Raw genomic sequence first — 24185 nt, forward strand, 5'->3', positions numbered from 1 at the left:
ATCAACAAAAAAGCTATCTTGAGATTTTCGAGATTCTAATCTTATTTCTACTAATTTGCAAAAATTTTTATACAGAAGTAATTTCTAACAATCTATTATCAACACTATACTCGAATCTAGCCGAGTATTTGAAATACTAATTATATATATTTCAACTAAAATGGAGCAGTAACTTTTAAAATATGCGTATTATTGCTATTGAAACCTCGTGCGATGAAACAGGTGTAGCCATTTATGATGATAAAGAAGGATTACTTTCTCATAAATTATATAGTCAGGTACACATTCACTCTAAGTATGGAGGCGTTGTTCCAGAATTAGCATCACGTGATCACATACACAAAATAATCCCACTTATCCAATCTAGCTTAAATGATAGTGATTCAACATCGGAAGATATTGATGGAATTGCCTATACAGCGGGACCTGGTCTTATTGGTTCTATATTAGTTGGTGCTAGCATTGGTCATAGTATTGCTTATGCTTGGAATATTCCTGCTATTCCTATTAACCATATGGAAGGACATTTATTAGCACCAATGTTAGAAAAGATACATCCTACATTTCCCTTTATCGCATTATTAGTCTCTGGCGGCCATACCATGATAGTACAAGTAATTGATATTGGAAAATACAAAACCTTAGGAGAATCAATCGATGATGCAGCTGGAGAAGCATTGGATAAAACAGCAAAATTAATGAAACTAGGTTATCCTGGCGGTCCTTTAATATCTCATTTAGCTCAAAAAGGGACACCAGGTCGATTTCGATTCCCCCGTCCAATGATAAATCATCCTGGGCTTAATATGAGCTTCTCTGGTTTAAAAACTTCTGCTGCTAACATTATTAGTGTTAGTAGAAATGACGAACAGACACAAGCAGATATTGCGTATGCATTTCAAGAAGCACTCTGTGATATCTTAATAATTAAGTGTAAAAAAGCATTACAACAAACTGGTATCAAACGTATTGTTATTGCTGGCGGTGTATCTGCTAATCAAAGATTACGTAAATCAATTGAGGATTTAGCTAAGGAAATTGGAGGAACAGCCTACTATCCAAGAATTGAATTCTGTACTGATAATGCTGCAATGATTGCTTACGCTGGAATGAAACGTTTAAAAATCTCTAAAAAAAGTAACTTAATTATCCAAGCTAAAGCCCGCTGGCCAATTGATACCCTTGAATCAACATCTTTCTAATTTAAAAATGAACACTTAGTAAAATCTTTCTTTTATCTAATTTCTTTTAATTCATCTAATCTAAGTAATTTTTCTCGAAGTTGTTTATCTAGCTGTCTTGCTTTATCTACATTATCTTTTAGGTACTTACACGCATTACCTTTTCCTTGGCCAATTTTATCCCCATTATAACTATACCAAGAACCAGATTTTTCGATTAGTTCATTCTTCACACCTAAATCAATCAATTCACTTTCACGATTAAAACCTAGACCATATAAAATTTGCATTTCAGCTTGCTTAAATGGTGCGGCAATTTTATTTTTAACAACTTTAATTCTGGTTTCATTACCAATGATTTCATCACGTTCTTTAATGGAACCAGTTCGACGAATATCAAGACGCACTGAAGCGTAAAATTTTAGAGCATTACCTCCAGTTGTAGTTTCTGGACTCCCAAAAATCACACCAATTTTCATACGAATTTGATTAATAAAAATGCACATACAATTAGACTGCTTTAAATTTCCAGTTAATTTTCTCATAGCTTGAGAAAGCATACGAGCTTGAAGTCCCATATGACTATCACCCATTTCTCCCTCAATTTCAGCTTTTGGTGTTAATGCAGCTACTGAATCTATAACAATGACATCAATAGCGCCAGAACGGGCTAACGCATCGCAAATTTCTAATGCTTGTTCACCAGTATCTGGTTGAGATATTAAAAGTCTATCAATATCGACACCTAGTTTTTTTGCATAAATTGGATCTAATGCGTGCTCTGCATCAATAAACGCACAAGTTTTGGTTAATCTTTGCGCAGAAGCAATTAATTCTAAAGTTAACGTTGTTTTACCTGATGATTCTGGACCATAAATTTCTATTATTCTCCCCATTGGCAACCCCCCTGTACCTAAAGCAATATCTAAGGAAAGAGAACCAGTTGAAATAGTTTCAACATCCATAGTACGATTATCTCCAAGACGCATTATTGAACCTTTACCAAATTGTTTTTCAATTTGATTAAGGGCTGCAGCTAATGCTTTTTTTTTATTTTCATCCATAACTTATTCCTACTCTTTCAATATCTATCTCTTAATTCTATACTTATCAAGTTATGTTTTAAAAACAAGATAAAAGCATTAGATATTAATCATACCAAGTTTTACAATGTGCAATATTGTACTTTAATTCATAGAATTTACACGTTTACCAGGTATAATACCTGAACTTTTCCGAATTTTGATAAAAAATAAAGATTACAGTTGATATTAAGAACATTTATTATTATCTTTTTTAATAATAGTAATTTAACATATCATTCGATAGTATAGATAAGTGATAAATACTACACATGAACATTAACCAAAATCACACTCCTATGATCCAGCAATACCTAAAATTAAAAGCTGAAAATCCCGGGATGTTGTTATTTTATCGTATGGGTGATTTTTATGAATTATTTTATGATGATGCTAAACGTGCCTCTAAATTACTAGATATTTCTTTAACTCGAAGAGGCCAATCAGCAGGTAAACCAGTGCCAATGGCAGGCGTACCATTTCATTCACTTGAAAACTACTTAACAAAATTAATTCAACTAGGTGAATCAGTGGCCATTTGCGAACAAATTGGAGAACTTACTGATAAAAAAGCTCCTATTAAAAGACAAGTAGTACAAATCATTACACCAGGAACTGTTACCGATGAAACATTGTTAGAAGGAGAGATTGATAATTTAATTGCAGCAATTTATTATCAAAAAGGCAAATTTGGTTACGCTACTTTAGATATAACTTCTGGTCGGTTTCAACTCACTGAGCCAGAGACAGAAAACGAAATGGCTTCGGAATTACAACGTACTTTGCCAACAGAACTTCTTTTCCCTGAAGATTTCAAATATACTAAATTAGTAAATCACCGAAATGGGAATCGACCTCGACCTGTTTGGGAGTTTGAACTCAATACAGCTAAACAACAACTCAACCAACAATTTGGAACACAAAATTTGGCTGGTTTTGGCGTTGAACAAGCTGAATTAGGCTTACGTGCTGCAGGTTGTTTAATTCAATATGTAAAAAATAATCAATGTACTGCGCTTCCGCATATACGTTCTTTAATTTTCACTCAACAACATCATTTGATGATATTAGATGCTGCTACACGTCACAATTTAGAAATTAATAAAAATCTATCAGGTGGTAATACAAATACCTTAGTTGAATTACTTGATTGTACTAAAACTGCTATGGGTAGCCGTATGCTAAAACGTTGGCTACAACAACCAACACGTTGCCTTGATACCTTACAACAACGGTTGGACTCTATTGAAGAAATCAAACGAAATTCTCTGTTTATAAAGCTTCAACCTATACTAAAAGAAATTGCAGATATTGAGCGTATTATCACTCGATTGGCATTACGGTCTGCCAAACCTAAAGATATGATTAGATTACGTCAAACATTAAAACAGTTACCAGAATTACAAATAATATTTAATTCTATAATGACACCTCATCTCATACAATTAGCTCAATTTTCATTGCCTAATGAAAAAGTATATGAACTACTTAAAATTTCATTAAAAGAAGAACCTTCAGTTACCATTCGTGATGGTAATGTGATTAAAGAAGGTTATAACAAAGAATTAGATCAATATCGTATATTAGCAAATGGAGCATTAACATACTTAACTGAATTAGAAAAGGAGCAACGTAAACTTTACGGAATCGATACACTTAAAGTACGATATAATAATGTCCAAGGATTTTTTATTCAGGTTAGTCGTAAACAAAGTAGTTTAATTCCAAAACATTATTCTCGTCATCAAACTCTAAAAAATGTCGAAAGGTATACTATACCAGAACTCAAAGAGTATGAAGCAAAAATTTTTAACGCACGTTCAAAATCTATAGCATTAGAAAAAAACTTTGGGAAGAAATATTTGATCTATTAATTCCCCATTTAGAATCACTGCAAAATCTTGCTGCAGCTATTGGACAAATCGATGTTTTGCAAAATCTTGCGGAACGCGCAAAAACATTAAATTACTGCCAACCATCTTTCAACTCTATCAGTGGAATTCAGATTCAATTAGGTCGACATGCTGTAGTTGAACAAACAATTAATAAGCCTTTTATTGCCAATCCAACTAAACTAAATGATAAACGAAAAATGTTAGTCATTACTGGCCCTAATATGGGTGGAAAATCTACATACATGCGTCAAACTGCATTGATTATTCTGTTAGCATATACAGGCTCTTATGTACCAGCAAGCTCAGCTAAAATTGGTCCTATAGATCGGATTTTTACTCGAATTGGAGCATCAGATAACTTAGCTTCTGGTCAATCGACATTCATGGTTGAAATGACAGAAACAGCAAATATTCTTCATAATGCTACAAGAAATAGTTTAGTAATTATGGATGAAATTGGTAGAGGCACTAGCACTTACGATGGAGTATCATTAGCATGGGCTACTGCTGAATGGTTAGCTACTAGTATTGGAGCAATGACTTTATTCGCTACTCATTATCTTGAGTTGACAAAATTAGCTGAACAATTGTCTGATTGTGTTGCTAATGTATACTTAGATGCAGTTGAGTATAAAAACAAAATTGCTTTTATGCATTCAATAAAAGAAGGTTCAGTAAATAAATCCTATGGTATAGCAGTTGCAGAATTAGCTGGTTTACCTAAAACAGTAATTAAAAATGCTCGACAAAAATTAGAATATTTTCAAAAAAATAATGAACATCCAGATGGCCTAAAGATACACAACCAACAAATAGCAAATAGAAATATAAATCAACTAGAAAAAATTTTATCGGAGATAGAGCTAGATGATCTAAGTCCTCGTCAAGCACTAGAGAAACTATACCAATTAAAAATACTAATCACTAATAAAAATAAATCATATACCTTTCATATCAATGAAAAATGATTTTTATTCAGTAAAAAATACTATATTCTTTCAGAATTAAACAAATTTTCCATATTTAAACCTTGATTAATAAGGATTTCTTTTAATCTACGCAAACCTTCTACTTGAATTTGGCGAACACGCTCACGAGTTAAACTAATTTCTCGGCCAACTTCCTCAAGTGTTGCTGGTTCATATCCTAATAAACCAAACCGACGTGCTAAAACTTCTTTCTGTTTAGGATTTAATTCATCTAACCAATGAATTAGTGACTCCTCAATATCCTTATCCTGTGTTGATAATTCAGGATCAGAGTTATTAAGATCAGGGATAATATCTAATAATACTTTCTCTCCACTATTACCAATTGGGATATCTACTGAACCAATATGCTCATTAAGCCGTAGTACTTTACTTACATCAGAAGCTGATTTATCAAGCTTCACTGCAATTTCTTCTGCTGTAGGTTCATAATCCAACTGTTGTGATAATTCACGAGCTGTTCGCAAATAAATATTAAGTTCTTTAACTACGTGAATTGGTAAACGAATAATTCTAGTTTGATTCATCAAGGCACGTTCAATTGTCTGTCTAATCCACCAAGTGGCATATGTTGAAAAACGAAACCCCCTTTCTGGATCAAATTTTTCAACAGCACGAATTAATCCTAAATTACCCTCCTCAATAAGATCGAGAAGAGCTAAACCACGATTATTATAACGGCGAGATATTTTTACTACTAATCGAAGGTTACTTTCAATCATACGTTTACGAGCAATATTATCACCTAGCAATACACGCCGAGCATAAAAAACTTCCTCCTCTGCAGTCAATAAAGGAGAAAAACCAATTTCACCTAAATACATCTGAGTTGCATCTAAATTTTTTTCAGATACTTCAAATTCCTCCTTATCTGTTGAAAAATCCTGGGCTGTAATAAGAAAAGCCTTTTCTGATTCAATATCAAATTTCTCTAAATCTAATTCTTCAATTTTCGCTGCTGGATTGCTAGTATTCATTTTTAACGCCTCCCATGCTTCGCCTTAATTAGGCCTAGAAAGACAGCATCAATTAAGATGCTTGCTGATTTGGTAAGTACAGCTTTGGATTTACTGATTTACCTTTGTAACGTATTTCAAAATGCAAACAAACAGTTCCAATCTCAGAATTTCCCATCATCGCTATTTTTTGACCAGCTTTCACATCTTGCCCCTCACTTACGAGTAACTGTTTGTTATAAGCGTATGCACTAATATAATCATTATTATGTTTAATAATAACTAAATTTCCATATCCGCGAAGAGCATTTCCAGAGTAAACAACCAATCCATCAGCACTTGATATCACAGGCTGACCAAAGTTCCCAGCAATATCTATTCCCTTATTACCTTGATCGCTAGAAGAAAATTCTTTAATTACTTTCCCCTTAGTTGGCCATAACCAATTAGTTACCTTATTATTTTTTCTGAGCTTTGGATTTTTAAAAGTCTTATTCGCATTTATTTTATCTTTATATTGAAACTCAACATACCCTTTTGATTTCGATTGATCAACCTTATTAGATAAATCTTTTTCTACTAATTTCAATTTTTGCTTAGCATTTTTAACTGATTTTATCACTTCAGGAAATGCATCTATACTAGAATTCTCAGTATGATGAATAGGTATATGAGATAAACTTTGGAGTTGAAGCTTTTGACCAGGATAAATAGTATAAGGAAATTTTAACTGATTAAAATGAATGATTTCTTCTACATTTTTATTTGTAAGATAGGAAATAAAATATAAAGTATCACCTTTTTTAACTTCATAAGTATTATCTTGATAGCTATCAGGAGTGATAGTGCTATAATTTTTTTTCAGTTCAATAACTGGTGCAGGAATATGTAATTGTTCAGTACACCCAAATAGTATACTAAAAATGCACATAATAAATAAACTTCTCAACAATAGTGATTTCATTTGTGCTCCTAATATCAACACAAAAAGCATGCTTTTTACTTCACATAGAGAGTAATTACTCATTTAGATAGCTTTTATTTACTAATAAATATTACAGAATATTATAAAACTATAAGAGCTATTACATTTACATTTTTAGGATAGTATAAATTAGGAAATTAATATTTTAATAAATAGCTGACAGGGCGATAAAACGTTTTTCAGAAAAAAGAAAACACCAAATCATGTAGATTCATTTAACTTGATAATGACATGAATTTGGAGATAAACATCACTGTATTTCATAAATACTATCTTAGTTTATTTAAGCAGAACAACCGATTCACAAGCTATACCTTCTTTTCGACCAATAAAACCTAGATACTCAGTTGTTGTTGCTTTTACATTAATATTATTTATGTTAGTTTTAAGATTCTTTGAAATAACTACAGACATCATCTCTACATATGGTTTCATTTTTGGAGATTGAGCTATGATAGTAATATCTGCATTGCCTAATACATAACCATGAAAACAAACTTTGCTATACACATGCTTAAGCATTTTAGAACTACAAACATTTTTCCAAATTATATCAGTGTTAGAAAAATGTTCACCAATATCCCCATCACCAATTGCTCCTAATAATGCATCACATAAGGAATGCAATACCACATCACCATCTGAATGAGCGATCAAACCTTGCTTGTAAGGGATAGGAACACCGCCAATAATAAGTGGTCCTGAGCCACCGAACCTATGGACATCAAAACCATGACCAATTCTCATTATAATATAATAGTCCATTTATATTTTAAAAAAACCTGACTAAACTAAATTGTTTTTTATAAAATAAAAAAAGTTAGCTAAATAAAGATCTTCTCGTTGAGTAATTTTAATATTATCTGCCCTCCCTATAACCAATGCAGGACGTTTTTCTAAATTCTCCAAAGCTGATGATTCGTCAGTGATCTTTAATCCTAAACTTAAGGCTTTGTCTAATGCATGAAATAAAATTTCAGTTTTAAACATTTGTGGTGTTAATGCATGCCACAAAGATGACCGATCTAAAGTATATCTAACGTTTTTTTGTTTATCAGCATATTTGATGGTATCTCGTACAGGTATTGATAAAATTGCACCAACATCATGATTTAATGCCTTTTTAATCAATTTATTAATATCAGATAATTGAATACAAGGACGAACTACATCATGAACTATAACCCATTTAGATAAACGATGTTCTTTCACATACTTAAGTGCAGACAGTACGGAATTAGCTCTATCTTTACCACCTGAAACTTTGATGACATCTGGATTGCTAGAAAGAGATAATTCTGGATAATACGGATCAAAATCAGCAATTGCAATAACTATCTTATTTATTAATGGATGACTTAATAACTTTTCTACAGAATATTCAAGTACTGTTTTACCCGATAACATTAAATACTGCTTAGGTATACTAGTTTTCATCCGACTCCCAACACCTGCAGCTGGCACGATTGCTACGATGGATTTAACTGATAATATCCTATTTTGATTCATGTTCAACTAAACGATAAAATGTTTCCCCTTCTTTGATCATACCAAGTTCATATCGAGCACGCTCTTCAATAGCATCAAAACCCTGACGTAAATCAGTTATTTCAGCAAAAATTTTATCATTCTCAATTTTTAAATTAGCATTTATTTGACGTTGAACTTTAATCTCATTATGTACAGCATAAAAATCAAGAATTCCATTCTTATTAAACCAAAGCGAATATTGCAGATAAACCAATAGCAATAATAAAACTAAATTTAAAAACTTCATAGACTTATCGCATGATGAAATATAAAACAAATCAAAACGTTAATTAATAGAAGAACTGATACTATTTCTTAATTTAAGAGTAGAAATAAAAGTAAACTAGATCCAAAAATTAACCGATATACAGAAAACACTACCATACTAATATGAGAAATAAGTTTTAAAAAGAAATGAATACAAATATAAGAACTAACAAATGATACTATAACACCAATTAATAAAAGATCTATAAAAATAGTTTCTGGATTTCTTATTAATCCTAAGCATAGATATACGCTAGCTAGAATAATAATTGGAATTGACATAAGAAAAGAAAAACGAATAGCAGCCTTACGTGTAAGACCTAAATGTAATGCAGCTGTAATCGTTATTCCAGATCGAGAAGTACCTGGAATTATTGCTATTGCTTGTGCAATTCCAATAAATAATGATTTCTTCCAATCTATTGAATATTCATCATTGACTAAAGTAGCATTTACATCAGCATACCAAAGTAATAAGCCAAAAGTTATAGTAGTACTAACTATGATCCATGGATCATATAAATATAGTTCAAGAATGCCTTTTATACACAATGCAAATACACAGGTAGGTATTACTGATAATAAAATCATCAATACTAACTGAGATTCTTTATTTGATTTACCATTTAAGATAGCGTGTAAACAAAAACTAAGCAATGTAGATAGTTCTTTTCTAAAATAAACTATAATTGCTAATAATGTACCAGCATGTACAGCTAAACTAAAAAAAAGACCTGGATTCTCCCAACTAAAAATAACTGAAGGTAGAATTAAATGAGCTGAACTAGAAATAGGCAAGAACTCTGTAACACCTTGAATTAAAGCTAGAAAAAATACTTCTATATAATCCACAGGTTCCTCAACTTAGCTTTTTATATAACAGTTATACAAAAAATATATTAACAGTGACATAATTCTTAATAAAATAAATAGTGATTTATTTTAGTTGTTTTCTAATTTCCTTTCCTCTTTCAATCAATACACCTGCACTTTTAGCTTCTGGTATGCATCCTTTTTTAATTAAACGAACTCTTATCCAAGGTACAGAAAAGTTATTCATTATCAATGATGCAACCTCCTCAGCGGCTTTTTCAATCAATAAAAATCGCTTAGCTTGAATATGATTCAAAATGACTTCGCTTACTTTGGTATAATCTAATGCATCAAGAATATCATCACTATGAATAGCTCTTCGATTATCGTGTAACATTTCAATATCAAAAATAAGTTTTTGCTTAATGTCTTGTTCCCAATCATGGATGCCAATTTTTGTAATGACTTCTAAATGTTCAATAAATATTTTATCCATGTTTAATAAACTTCCTATATTATAATTTCAAAAAGATATAATGCACGAATATGAGAAAATAATAGAAAATTGTTAATTTCTTTTAACAAAAGCAATTGCAATTAAAGTGAGATAAGTCCATATTGGAACTAACCTATCTTAAAAAATCAAATATATCTATATTAAAAATAATTTATATACATAACCAGTTCACTAGAACGATTAATTATTGATCAAAATTTAATAATCAGCAATGCTATAGGGAAAGTATATAAAAAATATATTAGTCATTTTACAATGATGAATAAATAAAATGAGAGATTAATTAATATTAATGAATAAAACAATTCTTGCCATAAATACAGCTACAGAAAATTGCTCTATCGCTTTAATAACACATAACAATGAGCTCTATATACGAAATGAAATTGCTCTAAAATGTCACACTCAAAAAATTTTACCAATGATTGATGAAGTTCTAAAAGAAGCTAAAATTACCTTAAATCAGATTCATTCCATAGCCTATGCTCGCGGACCAGGTAGTTTTACAAGTTTACGTATTGGTATTTGTATTGCTAAAGGGTTAGCATTTTCTAAAAACCTACCAATGATTGGAATTTCAAGTTTACAATCTATAGCCCAAAATATATACCGAAGATATGGCTTAACTCGAGTAGCTTGCGCAATTGATGCTCGTATGAACGAAATATATTGGGGTAATTTTTATCGCCTAAAAGACGGAAGTTGGAATTCTATTGATATAGAATCTACAATTCCATACAAAACCCTAGAAAAAAAACTAATTAATACTAAGTCAGTTTTTGGCATAGCAAAGACAAAATTAGAGACATGCTCTGAGAATCTTAACAAGATCTTAATAAAATTTAAAAATACAAAAACAATATATTCTGAGGCACAAGATATTGCTTATTTAGCCAAATTTGAACTTGAAAAAGGTAATGTACTAAGTGTCAATGAAGCAACTCCTGTATACCTACGAGATAAGATCGTATCTAATTGAAACTCAGATAATAAAATGCAATCATTAAATCAAGTAAAACTCATTACATAATAGTAGAATAAAATAATTTAAGATAATATATAAATTTATAACTCAAATCCTCCTAGATCACCAACATTAATTTTGTTATCAATTTGACCAACTAAGTATGAACTAATCTCTACTTCTTGCGGTGCTGCCTGAACATTGTCTGAAGATAGCCACGCATTAATCCATGGAATCGGGTTAGATTTTGCTTCTGGATAAGCAGAATTAAGACCAACTGCTTGCATACGAAGATTGGTAATATACTCAACATACTGACAAAGAATGTCTTCGTTTAAACCTATCATTGAACCATCTTTAAAAAGATATACAGCCCATTCTTTTTCTTGTTCAGCAGCTTTTTTAAATAAATTAAAACACTCTTGTTGGCATTCTCTTGCAATCTTTACAAAAGAAAAATCATCCTCACCATTGCGCAAAAGATTCAGCATATGCTGAGTACCAACTACATGCAACGCTTCATCACGTGCAATTAATTTAATTATTTTAGCATTACCCTCCATAAGCTCACGCTCTGCAAAAGCAAATGAGCAAGCAAAGCTAACATAAAAACGTATTGCTTCAAGTACATTTATAGACATTAAACATAAATAAATCTTTTTTTTAAGTTCATTGATATTAAGTCTAATATTTTTACCATTAATTTCATGTATACCTTCCCCATAACGGTGATAATCATTACTCATTTGAATTAAATCATCATAATAATACGCAATATCTTTTGCTCGTTTTAAAATGTATTCATTCTGAATAACATCATCAAATACAATGCTAGGATCATTGACAATATTACGAATAATATGTGTATATGAGCGAGAATGAATCGTTTCAAAAAATGACCAAGTTTCAATCCATGTTTCAACTTCAGGTAATGATACTAGTGGAAGCAAAGCAACATTTGGGCTACGACCTTGTATTGAATCTAGCAATGTTTGGTACTTAAGATTGGAAATAAAAATATGCTTCTCATGTTCTGGTAACTGATTGTAATCAATACGGTCTGCAGAAACATCGACCTCCTCTGGTCGCCAAAAAAAACTTAATTGTTTTTCAATAAGTTTTTCAAAAACTTCAAATTTTTGTTGATCATAACGAGCAATATTAACACATTGTCCGAGAAATATTGGTTCTTTCAACTGATCATTTTTTTTTTGAAAAAAAGTACTATATACCATGGTTACCCCAATTATTTTTATACATCATTTGGAAGCAAGTGTAAGGAACATATTATATTTTCTAAAAACAAGTAGACTAATATTAAATCGTACAACTTCCATCTAAACAAGAATGATTCTGGATTATTGCATCTGATTGTTCATCTTTGGCTCCATCTCGTGTATTATGATAATAAAGGGTTTTGATGCCGAATTTATAAGCAATAAGTAAATCGTGAACAAGCTGCTTCATCGGTATTTTACCACTATCATATTTACTTGGATCATAATTAGTATTAGCAGAAATAGCTTGATCAATAAACTTTTGCATTATTCCTACTAAATGCAAATAATTTTCATTAGAATCTATGTCCCATAGCAACTCATATTTCTCCTTTAGATTTATAAATTCTGGTACAACTTGCTTCAAAATCCCATCTTTTGAAGCTTTTACTGACACGTACCCACGAGGTGGTTCAATACCATTAGTTGCATTAGAGATTTGAGAGGATGTTTCAGATGGCATTAAAGCTGTCAAAGTAGAATTTCTCAAACCATATTTTATAATTTCTTTACGCAAAGAATCCCAATCGTAATGCAACGGTTCTTTACAAACTAAATCGATATCCTTTTTATAAGTATCAATAGGCAATAAACCTCTCGCATAATTTGTCTCATTAAACAATGGACACATGCCTTTTTCCTTTGACAATGTTAGAGATGCTTTTAATAAATAGTACTGAATAGCTTCAAACGTACGATGTGTTAACTCATTGGCACTACCATCAGAATACTTAACAGAATTCTTAGCTAAATAATAAGCAAAATTAATGACACCAACACCTAATGCTCGTCGATTCATTGTTGATTGGTATGCTGCTAGTAAAGGATAATCTTGATAATCAAGCAAAGAATCTAATGCACGCACTAACAAATCAGAAAGCTCTTCAAAATCATCTAATGATTTTATAGTACCTAAATTAAATGCTGAAAGAGTGCATAATGCAATTTCTCCCTGATTATCTTCAAGGTGCAATAGTGGTTTCGTCGGCAAAGTAATTTCAAGACAAAGATTAGATTGACGAATAGGAGCAATGTCTGAATTAAATGAACTGTGTGTATTACAATGGTCAACATTTTGGATATAAATACGTCCAGTTGATGCGCGCTCTCGCAATAATAGAGAAAATAATTCAACAGCACTAAGAGTCTCTTTCTTAATGGATAGATCACTTTCATATTTAACGTATAAATGCTCAAATTCATTTTGATTTGCAAAAAATGCATCGTACAAACCAGGAACATCTGAAGGAGAAAATAAGCTTATTTTCTCTCCACGAATAAGACGTCGATACATCAATTTATTTAGCTGAACTCCATAATCCATATGACGAATTCGATTTTCTTCTACACCACGATTATTTTTCAATACTAATAAAGATTGAACTTCAGCATGCCATAAAGGATAAAATAAAGTGGCAGCACCACCACGCACACCACCTTGAGAACAAGATTTTACAGCAGCCTGAAAGTACTTATAAAATGGAATACAACCAGTATGAAATGCTTCACCACCACGAATTTCAGATCCAAGAGCTCGAATACGACCAACGTTGACACCAATACCTGCACGTTGAGATACATAATGAACAATAGAGCTTGCTGTTGCATTTATAGAATCCAAACTATCATCACACTCAATAAGCACACAAGAACTGAATTGACGTGTAGGAGTACGAACTCCGGACATAATTGGGGTAGGCAATGAAATTTTAAACATGGAAATCGCATCATAAAACTGTTTGACATAATTGAGTCGATTATCTTTCGGATAATTAGCAAATAAACATGCAGAAACTAAAATATATAAAAATTGAGCACTTTCATAAATTTTTCCAGATACACGATTTTGTACAAAGTATTTACCTTCTAACTGTTTTACAGCGGCATATGAAAAATTTAGATCACGCTTATGTTCAATATGAAGGTCTAGTTCATCAAATTCTAGCTTTGAGTAATCCATTAATAAATGTTTATCATATTTCCCAATATTAACTAGATGAACAATATGATCAAAAAGCTTAGGTGGTTCATACTGACCATAAGCTTTTTTTCTTAAATGAAAAATAGCTAAACGCGCAGCTAGATATTGATAGTCTGGGGTTCCTTCTGAAATTAAATCTGCTGCAGATTTAATAATAGTTTCATGGATATCTGAAGTAGTAATACCATCATAAAACTGAATGTGAGCTTTTAATTCCACTTGAGATACAGAAACATTTTTTAAACCTTCTGAAGCCCATGTAATAACACGATGCAGCTTATCAAGATCTATGTTCTCTTTTCTTCCATCACGCTTCGTAACAGTAAGTTTTTGATTCATTCCACTACATTTCCTAACAAAACTAATAACACCATACATTTTATTTTAAATTTATACAAAACTTGCAAATCATATTCAAGCTTGGAGCTATAGGTCCTCCCTAAAAAATTGTAGTGCTACAAGGAAATAACAAAACATAAGACTCAAGACTGAAGAAACTATAGAACAAATGATAAAATTTCTTAAAGTTTTAAATAATTTTCAGATAGTATTCATAATGCTGTACTTAAAGATGAGATAATCTAGTAATGGCAATGCTACATGCATACTGTAGTACAGCTTGATAATGTAGGATGATAATGAATATAACTAGTTTTTAATAGGATTAAGCGTATCTGATACGTATCATTTTTTAAAAGTAAGCATAACTAAATGCTCTATTATTTTATTTCCATCTTATTGATGAAAACTAACCTAATTTCCTATTAGCTCTTTAACAGAAGATCTTAACCAAAGTAGCTAATTAGTTCACGAAAATCTTTTTTTTAAAACACTAATAATTCCAATTACCATCAACACTAATTATTAAAACCAACGAGAAACAAACTAGTTAGTATTTATTTACTATACTATTAATCAAATGCTAAAAAACAGCAGGTATATCTAATAAATTAAACGTGATACTACACTTAAGAATACTGCTCCTATTACTAAAATCAATAGGTTTTTTATAAATGTTCACACAACCATAAAATACCCACTGCGTAGTTATAGTTCCACCAAAAGAGCTTAAATTTAATTCGGAGACCTTTGAAAATAATAAGTTTCAACACTAATTGAGCTTGACGACTAAACAAATTAGAGAACGAGCATGCTTGAATTTAATCTTATGGTTAAAAAACTACGTCAAGAAAAAATAGAAGTCGAAGTCATTGAGTTTAATTATCAAGAACCAACTCTAGAAACTCTAGATGCTGTTTTTCCTAATAACTGCTTCAGTACTACAAGTGATTGAATATCATATATATTTCCAATATACTGCAACCATCGGAGAAAAGAAGTCTAAATTGATTATTTAATAAAAACTTTAAAGACTTCAGGGAAAAAATATTCAACATTATGCTTTAGTAAAATATTCGAAAAACGAGCTTGTCTAGAAAGACATAGGTTCCATGGTTATTGATCATATTAATAGAACCTTTTATTCTGCTATATCAAGACCTTGTAACAAAAAAGTTTTTTAAGATTACACCAAAGGTATTACAGTATATAATTTTGTTCTAAACAAACTTGCAAGCAAGCCATCCAATCTATCACACTAATATGATGCTCAACACAGGAGAATAACTATGCATTGTTTTCGATAAAGTAATCTCAGAAGTTGACCGAGAGTTAGTATTAAGATCACTCAAAAAAAATAAGTTAGTAGTTCTAATTTCTATAGAACAAATGATACATTTCTACGGAAATATTCTACAGCTTAGAACACTTGATAGCAATAAGATTATTGCCATGTCCTTATCAGAATTTGAATAATTTTCTCTTAATCAATTAACTGAAATATCTTATCATGGTAAAGTGTTAACATTCGAAATACCATTGAAAGTATTAGTGGAGGAAGAGTAGGCTGTATGTTAGCTGAAATATTTTTTAGGCTGTATGTTAACTGAAATATTTTTATAAAAGTTCAAATGAGTACTTCTTGATTTTAAAAAAAACTAGCAATTTTTGTTTGGATATGATTAATAATATGGGATAGAATTAGTCTGTTCTAAAGATAAGGATGTTGCTGCTGATTTGTAGCTATTGGAGGGGAATACATGAGGTTTTTTTACGATATTCAGGACTAGTTTTTAAAACTTTTTGGAAGCTTATAACTTTAACTCGCATTGCTATTATGAACGTGCTTTTTCTTGGTTTATTCATCGGAATCATATATTTAGTCTATACTAATTCAGGTATTTCTAAATCAAAAACAAAATCTGCCTTAATCCTAGACTTATCTGGTCCTATTATAGAGCAAAGTCGTTACGATAAAGCTGTGAATTCTTTTTCATCAGTTATTGGAAATGAACGAGAAAATATATTATTTGAATTGGTTGATTCTATTCGACATGCTAAGGATGATAATCAAATTTCTGGAATTGTATTAGCACTCGATGCTATGAGAGAGCCTGCGCTAAACAAATTGCGTTATATAGCTAAAGCGTTAAAAGAATTTAAAACATCTGGCAAGCCTATTTATGCTATAGGTAATTCCTATAATCAAGGAGCGTATTACCTAGCTAGTTACGCAGATAAAATTCATCTATCACCAGGTGGTTATGTACTAATAAAAGGTTACGGAACCCAATCTATATATTTCAAGACATTAATGGAAAAGCTCGACATTAGTACTCATGTATTTCGTGTTGGTACATATAAATCTGCTGTTGAACCAATTATACGTGATGATATGTCAGAAGAAGCAAGAAAATCAGCATCTCGTTGGCTAAATCAATTATGGGATGCTTTTATCGATGATATTGCAAAAAATCGTCAGATTGAAACTGCAATGTTTAAGCCTACCGAAGAAGAATTATTATCTGCATTACAAAGTACTAATGGAGACATAGAGCCTTTACTAATTAAATTTGGTCTAATTGATAAAGTTTCTACTAATGAAGAACTTAACAATGAGTTTTCTAAAATATTTGGTGAACGTAATAATAAATACAACTCAATAAGTTATTATGAGTATCTTAAAAATATCCCATCTAGAATTGGCAAGCAATCAGATCCAGGTATAGCAGTTATCGTTGCAGATGGTGTTATAAGCTCTGATGAACAAGCATCATCTGGCATTATTAAAAGTCAAGATACAATTTCTCTGATTAAAAAAGCAAGATTTGATGATACAATTAAAGCGGTTGTTTTGCGCCTAAATAGTCCTGGTGGGAGCGCATTTGCCTCAGAAATGATTGAAGAAGAAATTGAAGCACTAAGAAAAAATACAGGCAAGCCTTTTATAGTTTCAATGTCTAGTGTAGCAGCTTCTGGGGGTTATTTAATATCTTCTGGGGCAGATAAAATACTTGCTGACCAAACTACACTTACAGGTTCTATTGGTGTTTATTCTGTTCTTACTACTATTGAGAAATTATTAGCTAAAGCAGGAATACATGCTGATGGTGTAGAAACACATCCTTTTGCAAATCTTAGTTCTATGACCAGTATTTCTAAATCACTCTCTGATGTAATCCAAATTCATACTGAGCATGTGTATAATCAATTTCTTAACTTAGTTAGCAAACATCGCAACATGACAATACCTGAGGTAGATGCTATCGCTCAAGGAAGGGTATGGACCGGAAAAGATGCAATGAAATTTGGTTTAATTGATCAAATTGGTGATTTTGACGATGCTATTAATTTAGCTGCGGAATTAGCTCAAATAGAAAATTACAGAATATCTTGGCTTAGAAAGGATGTTTCAACTAAAAAAATAGTTCGGGATATACTAAGAAATATTGGAATGCAATTAGGATGGGATATGGAAATTATGCTACCAAAGGCAATTTATCCACTTAAAAATACTCAACTTGTGGATAATGCTAAAAACTTGCTAAAAAATATGAATGATCCTAAAGGTCAATATGCTTTTTGCTTAGAGTGTCAAGTTTTATAGAATAAAAAGATTTATAAAAATTGAACAGGCCTATTGTATAAAAAAGTAAAAATTCTATATGAAAACTCTACTTTTTTATTGCCCTGTTCAATTTTTTACTAAAGTTATTTAATTAAAGGAAATCTTTATTTAAAAGAACTTTCTAGTAAAAGCAGGAACTTATTACTTTTCTCATATAAATCCTGTGCTTATTCCTATATCTACATGATTTAAAATCATATTTTTTTACTATGAATAATGTAATTAACATCAATATTTTTACTGAGCTTATAATTATTCAATATGGGATAGTAACAAACACCAATAATACTGAATTCTTTTAAGCCAGCTTTATTTAGCATTTTTATAAGTTCAGATGGACGAATAAACTTATGGTAATTGTGTGTATATTTTGGAAGAATCTTAAAAATTCTCTCAGCGCATAAAATTGCTAAAAAATATGATTTAATATTTCTATTTATAGTGGAAAAAAAGACATGACCACCAGTTTTTACTAATCTTGAACATGAACTAATAACTGATGATGGTTCTGGTACATGCTCTAATACCTCTAGGCATGTGATAATATCATAGCTGTTTTGATTATTTCTATCCAAAGCATGTTTCTCTACAGTACTCTGAAAGTAACTAATTTTCAGTCCTGATTTTAATGCATGAGATATTGCAACTTTAAGTGATTCTTCTCCTATTTCAAGACCAGTAACATGGGCACCTTCCTTAGCCATTCCTTCACTACAAATCCCACCACCACAACCAATATCAAGCACTTTTTTATCAAAAAATCCTTTTGTTCTTTCTAAAAAATAATCAATTCTTAATGAATTAATTTGATGAAGAGACTTAAAATTTCCTTTTAAATTCCACCAATCAGATGCTATATCTTCAAATTTTTTAATTTCATTAGGTTCAAAATTCTTCATTTTATCCATAGTTATACACTCAAAAAATAGTTAATTTACTTAAAAATAAACCTATAAGTTAATAATAATAATAATAAAACATGCATTTTTAATCCATTGATTAAAAATCCTATATAAAAGTAATGCCGAATTTACTAATAATATGTTATATTTCGCTTTCTTTTACGTATTAAATATACGATCAAACTATAGAGGGATAATGGCTCTATGAGCGATCAAGCTAAAGAAATTATACCTATTAATATTGAAGATGAACTCAAAGCTTCATATTTAGATTACGCAATGTCCGTTATTGTGGGTCGTGCCTTGCCGGATGTGCGAGATGGCCTAAAACCAGTGCATAGACGTGTTCTATTTGCTATGAATATACTAGGAAATGATTGGAATAAGGGTTATAAAAAATCCGCCCGTGTAGTTGGTGATGTAATTGGCAAATATCATCCACATGGCGATACTGCTGTATATGATACAATTGTCCGCATGGCTCAATCTTTTTCATTACGTTATATGCTAATCGATGGTCAGGGAAATTTTGGTTCAATTGATGGAGATTCAGCAGCAGCAATGCGTTATACTGAAGTTCGAATGTCAAAAATTTCCCATAAGCTATTAGAAGATTTAGATAAAGAAACCGTAGATTATGTACCTAACTATGATAATACCGAACAAATTCCAACGGTTCTTCCAACAAAGATTCCTAACTTATTAGTGAATGGTGCTTCTGGGATAGCAGTAGGTATGGCAACCAACATACCTCCACATAACTTAACAGAGATAATTAACGCTTGCCTAGCCTATATTAATAACGAAAAAATTACCATTGATGAACTGATGGATTATATTCCAGGTCCAGATTTTCCAACCTCAGCAATAATTAGTGGTCGTAAAGGGATACTAGATGCTTATAAAACCGGCCGAGGGAAAATTCATGTACGTTCAAAAACAAAAATTGAAACTGACAAAAAACATAGCAAAGAAGCTATTATTATCACAGAAATTCCATATCAAGTAAATAAATCTCGCCTAATTGAAAAAATTGCAGAATTAGTAAAAGATAAAAAAATAGAAGGAATTAGTGTATTACGAGATGAATCAGATAAAGATGGGATGCGTATTGTGATTGAGTGTAAACGTGATGCATTGGGAGAGATTGTTCTTAACAATCTCTATGCTCATACTCAATTACAAACAACTTTTGGTATCAATATGGTTGCTCTAAATAATAATGGTCAACCACAGTTGTTTAACTTAAAAGATATGTTAAAGTCCTTTATTAATCATCGTCGTGAAATTGTAACTCGTCGTACTATTTTTAAACTAAAAAAAACATGTAACCGCACTCATACCTTAGAAGCATTAACTTTAGCATTAGAAAACATTGATGAAATTATCGAACTGGTTCGCAAAACAAAATTACCGGCAGAAGCAAAAAGTAATTTACTTGGTCGCGGTTGGAAAACAGATAATATTGTATTAAAAAAATCTCCTATTAATGCTACTCATTTAGATTTTTTAGAAAAACAACATACTTTTCATGGTAACAAATACTTCCTAACAGAAAAACAAGCACAAGCAATTTTAGATTTACGTCTTCATAAATTAACAAGTTTAGAACATAAAAAAATCCTAACTGAATACAAAATACTTTTAAATGAAATAACAGAGCTGACAAAAATTCTTGAAAATACAGATCGACTAATGGAAGTCATTTCTGAAGAATTAAAACTTATACGTGAAGATTTTGGTGATAATCGCCGTACAAAGATTACAAGTGCCACTCACGATATTGATATGGAAAGTTTGATTGCTCGTGATGACGTTGTTATCACATTATCTCATGAAGGTTACGTTAAATATCAATTGCTTAGAGATTATGAACCTCAACGGCGAGGAGGAAAAGGCAGAAGCGCAACTAGAATGAAAGAGGAAGATTATATTGAACGTTTGCTTGTTACAAATACTCATGACAGCATTTTATGCTTTTCCACACGTGGGAAAACATATCAACTAAAAGTTTATCAATTACCACTTGCTAGCAGGATAGCACGTGGTAAACCTATCATTAATATTCTTCCTTTAGAAGAACAAGAACGTATTACTGCAATTTTACCGGTATCTCAATTTAATTCTAATAAGTTTGTATTTATGGCTACTAGAAATGGCATAGTTAAAAAAACTTCACTACAGAAATTCTCTAATGTACGTTCTAATGGTTTAATTGCTATTAATCTACATGATGATGACTTGCTTATTGGTGTCGATATAACTAATGGTAACAGTAATGCTATGCTATTCTCTAAATTTGGTAAAGTAGTACGCTTTAAAGAAGAAAAAGTACGTGAAATGGGACGTGCTGCGGCCGGTATTCGAGGAATGAAACTAGTTGGAAATGATCAAGTAGTTTCATTAATTGTTCCTGCAAATCAAGGTAATATCTTAACTGTCACACAAAATGGTTATGGGAAACGTACTGAATTATTTGAATATCCAATAAAAGGTCGTGCGACACAAGGTGTTGTATCAATAAAAATTTCAGAACGTAATGGTTCTGTAGTAAGTGCTGTTCAAGTTGAAGAAAGCGATGAAGTAATGATAATAACTAATACAGGTACTTTGGTTCGCACACGTGTATCTGAAATCAGCCAAGTTGGTCGCAATACACAAGGTGTTATATTAATTCGCACTACCGAACATGAAAATGTAGTTGGATTGCAATGTATTGATGATGTTGAAGAAATTAAATTACCAAATTCGAGACATTAATTTTAAATACAATGGACCTTGTTATGATGCAATAGAACTTTATGTTCCATGACACTTTTAATTAAAGTTTGACTTTTAAAACTTTCCTAGCTTAGATAGAAATAATATATAAAAACTAATTAGTGTCTAATTTGTTGATATATTTGGTATTTTAAAATAATGGACACTTTTATTGCTATAGATTATTTCATAATTAAATTAAACTCTAATAGATAATAAAATTCTTTATGATGATTAAACAACATCCATACACTGCTGAAAGTATTGAAGTACTTGATGGATTAGAGCCAGTACGTAAACGACCAGGGATGTACACAGATACAACTCGACCAAACCATTTAGGACAAGAAGTTATCGATAACAGTATTGATGAAGTTTTAGCTGGATATGCTTCTAAAATCCAAGTAATTCTTCATGCTAATCAATCCCTTGAAGTGATTGATGATGGGCGTGGTATTCCAATTGACATTCACCCAAAAGAAAATATTTCTGCTGCAGAATTGATTTTTTGTAAACTACATGTAGGTGGAAAATTCTCCAATAAAAATTATCAATTTTCAGGAGGTTTACATGGGGTAGGAATTTCTGTTGTGAATGCTCTTTCAAAACGAGTAGAAATCAGTATATATCGTAATAGTAAAATATATGAAATGACATTTGAGAATGGTAAAAAAACAAAGGAACTTTCTATAACAGGAAATTGTGATAAAAATACTCATGGAACAAGAGTGCATTTCTGGCCTGATCCAAATTACTTTGATTGTGCTAATTTTTTAGTTACACATCTAGTAAAAAATCTTCAAGCTAAATCAGTACTTTGTAAAAAACTTAAAGTTATATTTTTAGATAAAGTCAATGGTCATGAATATAAATGGTTTTATAAAGATGGTCTTCAAGATTATTTAAAAAAAAGATTGAAAGGTTGTGTAATTTTGCCTAAAGAACCATTTGCTGGAGAATTAATTAAAAAAAAAGAACGAATGAGCTGGGCTATCCTTTGGCAACCAGAAGGTGGGAATTTAATTACAGAAAGTTATGTTAATTTAATTCCAACTGTACAAGGTGGTACTCATGTTAATGGATTACGTCAAGGATTACTTGATGCTGTACGTGAATTTTGTCAATTTCGAAATCTTCTTTCCCGTTCATTTAAATTAACTAGTGATGATATTTTTAACTGTTGTTCATATGTTCTTTCAATTCAAATTAAAAATCCTCAATTTTCAAGCCAAATGAAAGAACGGTTATCCTCGCCTAAAACATCTACATTTATTTCTAGCATTATTAAAGATGCATTTAGCTTATGGCTAAATGAGAAAACACAATCAGCTAATTTACTGGTGGATATTTTTATGACTAATGCTAATCGTAGAATGCAAATAAACAAAAAAATTATTCGTAAAAAAATAGCTTCTGCTCCATCTCTTCCTGGCAAGTTAACTGATTGTTTAACACAGGACCGAAATTGTACTGAAATTTTTTTTGTAGAAGGTGATTCAGCTGGAGGTTCTGCTAAACAAGCTCGTGATCGTGAATTTCAAGCAGTTATGCCACTACGTGGAAAAATTCTAAATACATGGGAAATATCTTCAAATCAACTGTTCACTTCTCAAGAGGTTCTTGATATTTCTATTGCATTAGGGATTTCCCCTGATAGTGATAACTTAAATGGATTACGATACGGGAAAATTTGTATTCTTGCTGATGCAGATTCAGATGGTCTTCATATTGCTACTTTATTATGCGCTCTATTTATACGACATTTTAGAAGCCTTGTTAAATCTGGTCATATATATGTAGCTATGCCACCATTATATAGAATTGATTGTGGAAAAAACATCTACTATGCACTAGATAATGATGAAAGAGATAATATATTGAATCAATTAAAAAATAAAAAACAAAAAATTGAAGTAAAACGATTTAAAGGTTTAGGAGAAATGAATCCGCTTCAACTTCGTGAAACAGCTATGGCTCCAAAAACCCGTCGATTAATTCAACTTACTATTGATGATTTTGATGCTACTTATGAAATGATGGACCTGCTTCTAGCTAAAAAACGTGCTGCCGATCGACGCAACTGGCTACAAAAGAACGGAAATTTAGTAAAGGTATAAAA

Annotated in this window: 18 protein-coding genes and 1 pseudogene; 8 read left to right on the forward strand and 11 right to left on the reverse strand. The window is 31.2% G+C overall.

Annotated features, from left to right (window positions below; translation table 11 throughout):
• Positions 1 to 182: 182 nt before the first annotated feature.
• Positions 183 to 1202 carry a tRNA (adenosine(37)-N6)-threonylcarbamoyltransferase complex transferase subunit TsaD gene (tsaD, locus tag O1U_RS00970; protein ID WP_016503545.1) on the forward strand — a complete coding sequence of 340 codons (1020 nt, stop codon included), beginning with the start codon at positions 183 to 185 and terminating at the stop codon, positions 1200 to 1202.
• A gap of 32 nt (positions 1203 to 1234) precedes the next feature.
• Here tsaD and recA read toward each other — a convergent pair whose 3' ends face one another.
• Entirely contained in the window at positions 1235 to 2245 is a 1011-nt protein-coding gene (recA, locus tag O1U_RS00975) for a recombinase RecA (protein WP_016503546.1), read from the reverse strand.
• Between the two features lie 290 nt (positions 2246 to 2535).
• Here recA and mutS point away from each other — a divergent pair.
• Positions 2536 to 5126 (forward strand): annotated as a pseudogene (mutS, locus tag O1U_RS00980) (DNA mismatch repair protein MutS).
• Positions 5127 to 5146: 20 nt separating this feature from the next.
• Here mutS and rpoS read toward each other — a convergent pair.
• The 7 genes from rpoS to folB form a co-directional block, all read right to left on the reverse strand.
• Positions 5147 to 6124 (reverse strand): RNA polymerase sigma factor RpoS, encoded by a 978-nt coding sequence (gene rpoS / locus O1U_RS00985; RefSeq protein WP_016503548.1) that lies wholly within the window; start codon positions 6122 to 6124, stop codon positions 5147 to 5149.
• Between the two features lie 52 nt (positions 6125 to 6176).
• Complete coding sequence (locus O1U_RS00990; RefSeq protein WP_034411333.1) at positions 6177 to 7067, reverse strand: peptidoglycan DD-metalloendopeptidase family protein; 891 nt, start codon at positions 7065 to 7067, stop codon at positions 6177 to 6179.
• A 300-nt stretch (positions 7068 to 7367) separates the two neighbouring features.
• Positions 7368 to 7835 carry a 2-C-methyl-D-erythritol 2,4-cyclodiphosphate synthase gene (ispF, locus tag O1U_RS00995; RefSeq protein ID WP_016503550.1) on the reverse strand — a complete coding sequence of 156 codons (468 nt, stop codon included), beginning with the start codon at positions 7833 to 7835 and terminating at the stop codon, positions 7368 to 7370.
• Positions 7836 to 7874: 39 nt separating this feature from the next.
• Positions 7875 to 8597, reverse strand: a complete 723-nt coding sequence (ispD, locus tag O1U_RS01000; protein ID WP_016503551.1) for a 2-C-methyl-D-erythritol 4-phosphate cytidylyltransferase — start codon at positions 8595 to 8597, stop codon at positions 7875 to 7877.
• Positions 8584 to 8865: a cell division protein FtsB gene (ftsB, locus tag O1U_RS01005; RefSeq protein ID WP_016503552.1), complete on the reverse strand. Its 282-nt coding sequence runs from the start codon at positions 8863 to 8865 to the stop codon at positions 8584 to 8586. Before ftsB ends, ispD begins: the two co-directional genes overlap by 14 nt.
• A gap of 68 nt (positions 8866 to 8933) precedes the next feature.
• Complete coding sequence (locus O1U_RS01010) at positions 8934 to 9737, reverse strand: undecaprenyl-diphosphate phosphatase (protein ID WP_016503553.1); 804 nt, start codon at positions 9735 to 9737, stop codon at positions 8934 to 8936.
• An 85-nt stretch (positions 9738 to 9822) separates the two neighbouring features.
• Positions 9823 to 10194 carry a dihydroneopterin aldolase gene (folB, locus tag O1U_RS01015; RefSeq protein WP_016503554.1) on the reverse strand — a complete coding sequence of 124 codons (372 nt, stop codon included), beginning with the start codon at positions 10192 to 10194 and terminating at the stop codon, positions 9823 to 9825.
• 313 nt (positions 10195 to 10507) lie between these two features.
• On the opposite strand from folB, the gene tsaB reads away from it, so the two are divergent.
• Positions 10508 to 11194, forward strand: a complete 687-nt coding sequence (tsaB, locus tag O1U_RS01020; RefSeq protein ID WP_016503555.1) for a tRNA (adenosine(37)-N6)-threonylcarbamoyltransferase complex dimerization subunit type 1 TsaB — start codon at positions 10508 to 10510, stop codon at positions 11192 to 11194.
• Between the two features lie 86 nt (positions 11195 to 11280).
• Here the strand turns inward: tsaB and nrdB are convergent, their stop codons facing one another.
• Complete coding sequence (nrdB, locus tag O1U_RS01025) at positions 11281 to 12414, reverse strand: class Ia ribonucleoside-diphosphate reductase subunit beta (protein WP_016503556.1); 1134 nt, start codon at positions 12412 to 12414, stop codon at positions 11281 to 11283.
• An 82-nt stretch (positions 12415 to 12496) separates the two neighbouring features.
• Positions 12497 to 14776 (reverse strand): class 1a ribonucleoside-diphosphate reductase subunit alpha, encoded by a 2280-nt coding sequence (gene nrdA, locus O1U_RS01030; protein WP_016503557.1) that lies wholly within the window; start codon positions 14774 to 14776, stop codon positions 12497 to 12499.
• 811 nt (positions 14777 to 15587) lie between these two features.
• Between nrdA and O1U_RS04900 the strand changes: the two genes are divergently transcribed.
• The 3 genes from O1U_RS04900 to sppA all read left to right on the forward strand — a co-directional run bounded on the left by O1U_RS04900 (position 15588) and on the right by sppA (position 18383).
• On the forward strand, positions 15588 to 15731 hold the full coding sequence (locus tag O1U_RS04900) for an arginine deiminase-related protein (RefSeq protein ID WP_141631646.1): 144 nt from the start codon (positions 15588 to 15590) through the stop codon (positions 15729 to 15731).
• Positions 15732 to 16069: 338 nt separating this feature from the next.
• Positions 16070 to 16252: an arginine deiminase-related protein gene (locus O1U_RS04985; RefSeq protein ID WP_420887242.1), complete on the forward strand. Its 183-nt coding sequence runs from the start codon at positions 16070 to 16072 to the stop codon at positions 16250 to 16252.
• Positions 16253 to 16499: 247 nt separating this feature from the next.
• Positions 16500 to 18383, forward strand: a complete 1884-nt coding sequence (sppA, locus tag O1U_RS01040; RefSeq protein ID WP_016503558.1) for a signal peptide peptidase SppA — start codon at positions 16500 to 16502, stop codon at positions 18381 to 18383.
• A 215-nt stretch (positions 18384 to 18598) separates the two neighbouring features.
• Here the strand turns inward: sppA and ubiG are convergent, their stop codons facing one another.
• Positions 18599 to 19312, reverse strand: coding sequence for a bifunctional 2-polyprenyl-6-hydroxyphenol methylase/3-demethylubiquinol 3-O-methyltransferase UbiG (ubiG, locus tag O1U_RS01045; RefSeq protein WP_034411324.1), 714 nt, complete (start codon positions 19310 to 19312; stop codon positions 18599 to 18601).
• A gap of 198 nt (positions 19313 to 19510) precedes the next feature.
• Here ubiG and gyrA point away from each other — a divergent pair, with 198 nt between their 5' ends.
• Both gyrA and parE read left to right on the forward strand, forming a co-directional pair.
• The gene (gene gyrA / locus O1U_RS01050; protein WP_016503560.1) at positions 19511 to 22066 is read left to right on the forward strand and encodes a DNA topoisomerase (ATP-hydrolyzing) subunit A; all 2556 of its coding nucleotides are present in this window, start codon (positions 19511 to 19513) and stop codon (positions 22064 to 22066) included.
• Between the two features lie 230 nt (positions 22067 to 22296).
• Positions 22297 to 24183 carry a DNA topoisomerase IV subunit B gene (parE, locus tag O1U_RS01055; protein WP_040356513.1) on the forward strand — a complete coding sequence of 629 codons (1887 nt, stop codon included), beginning with the start codon at positions 22297 to 22299 and terminating at the stop codon, positions 24181 to 24183.
• Positions 24184 to 24185 lie beyond the last annotated feature (2 nt).

Origin of the sequence: Candidatus Photodesmus katoptron Akat1 (genome assembly GCF_000478685.1) — a bacterium.
Lineage (GTDB): Bacteria > Pseudomonadota > Gammaproteobacteria > Enterobacterales > Vibrionaceae > Vibrio > Vibrio anomalopis.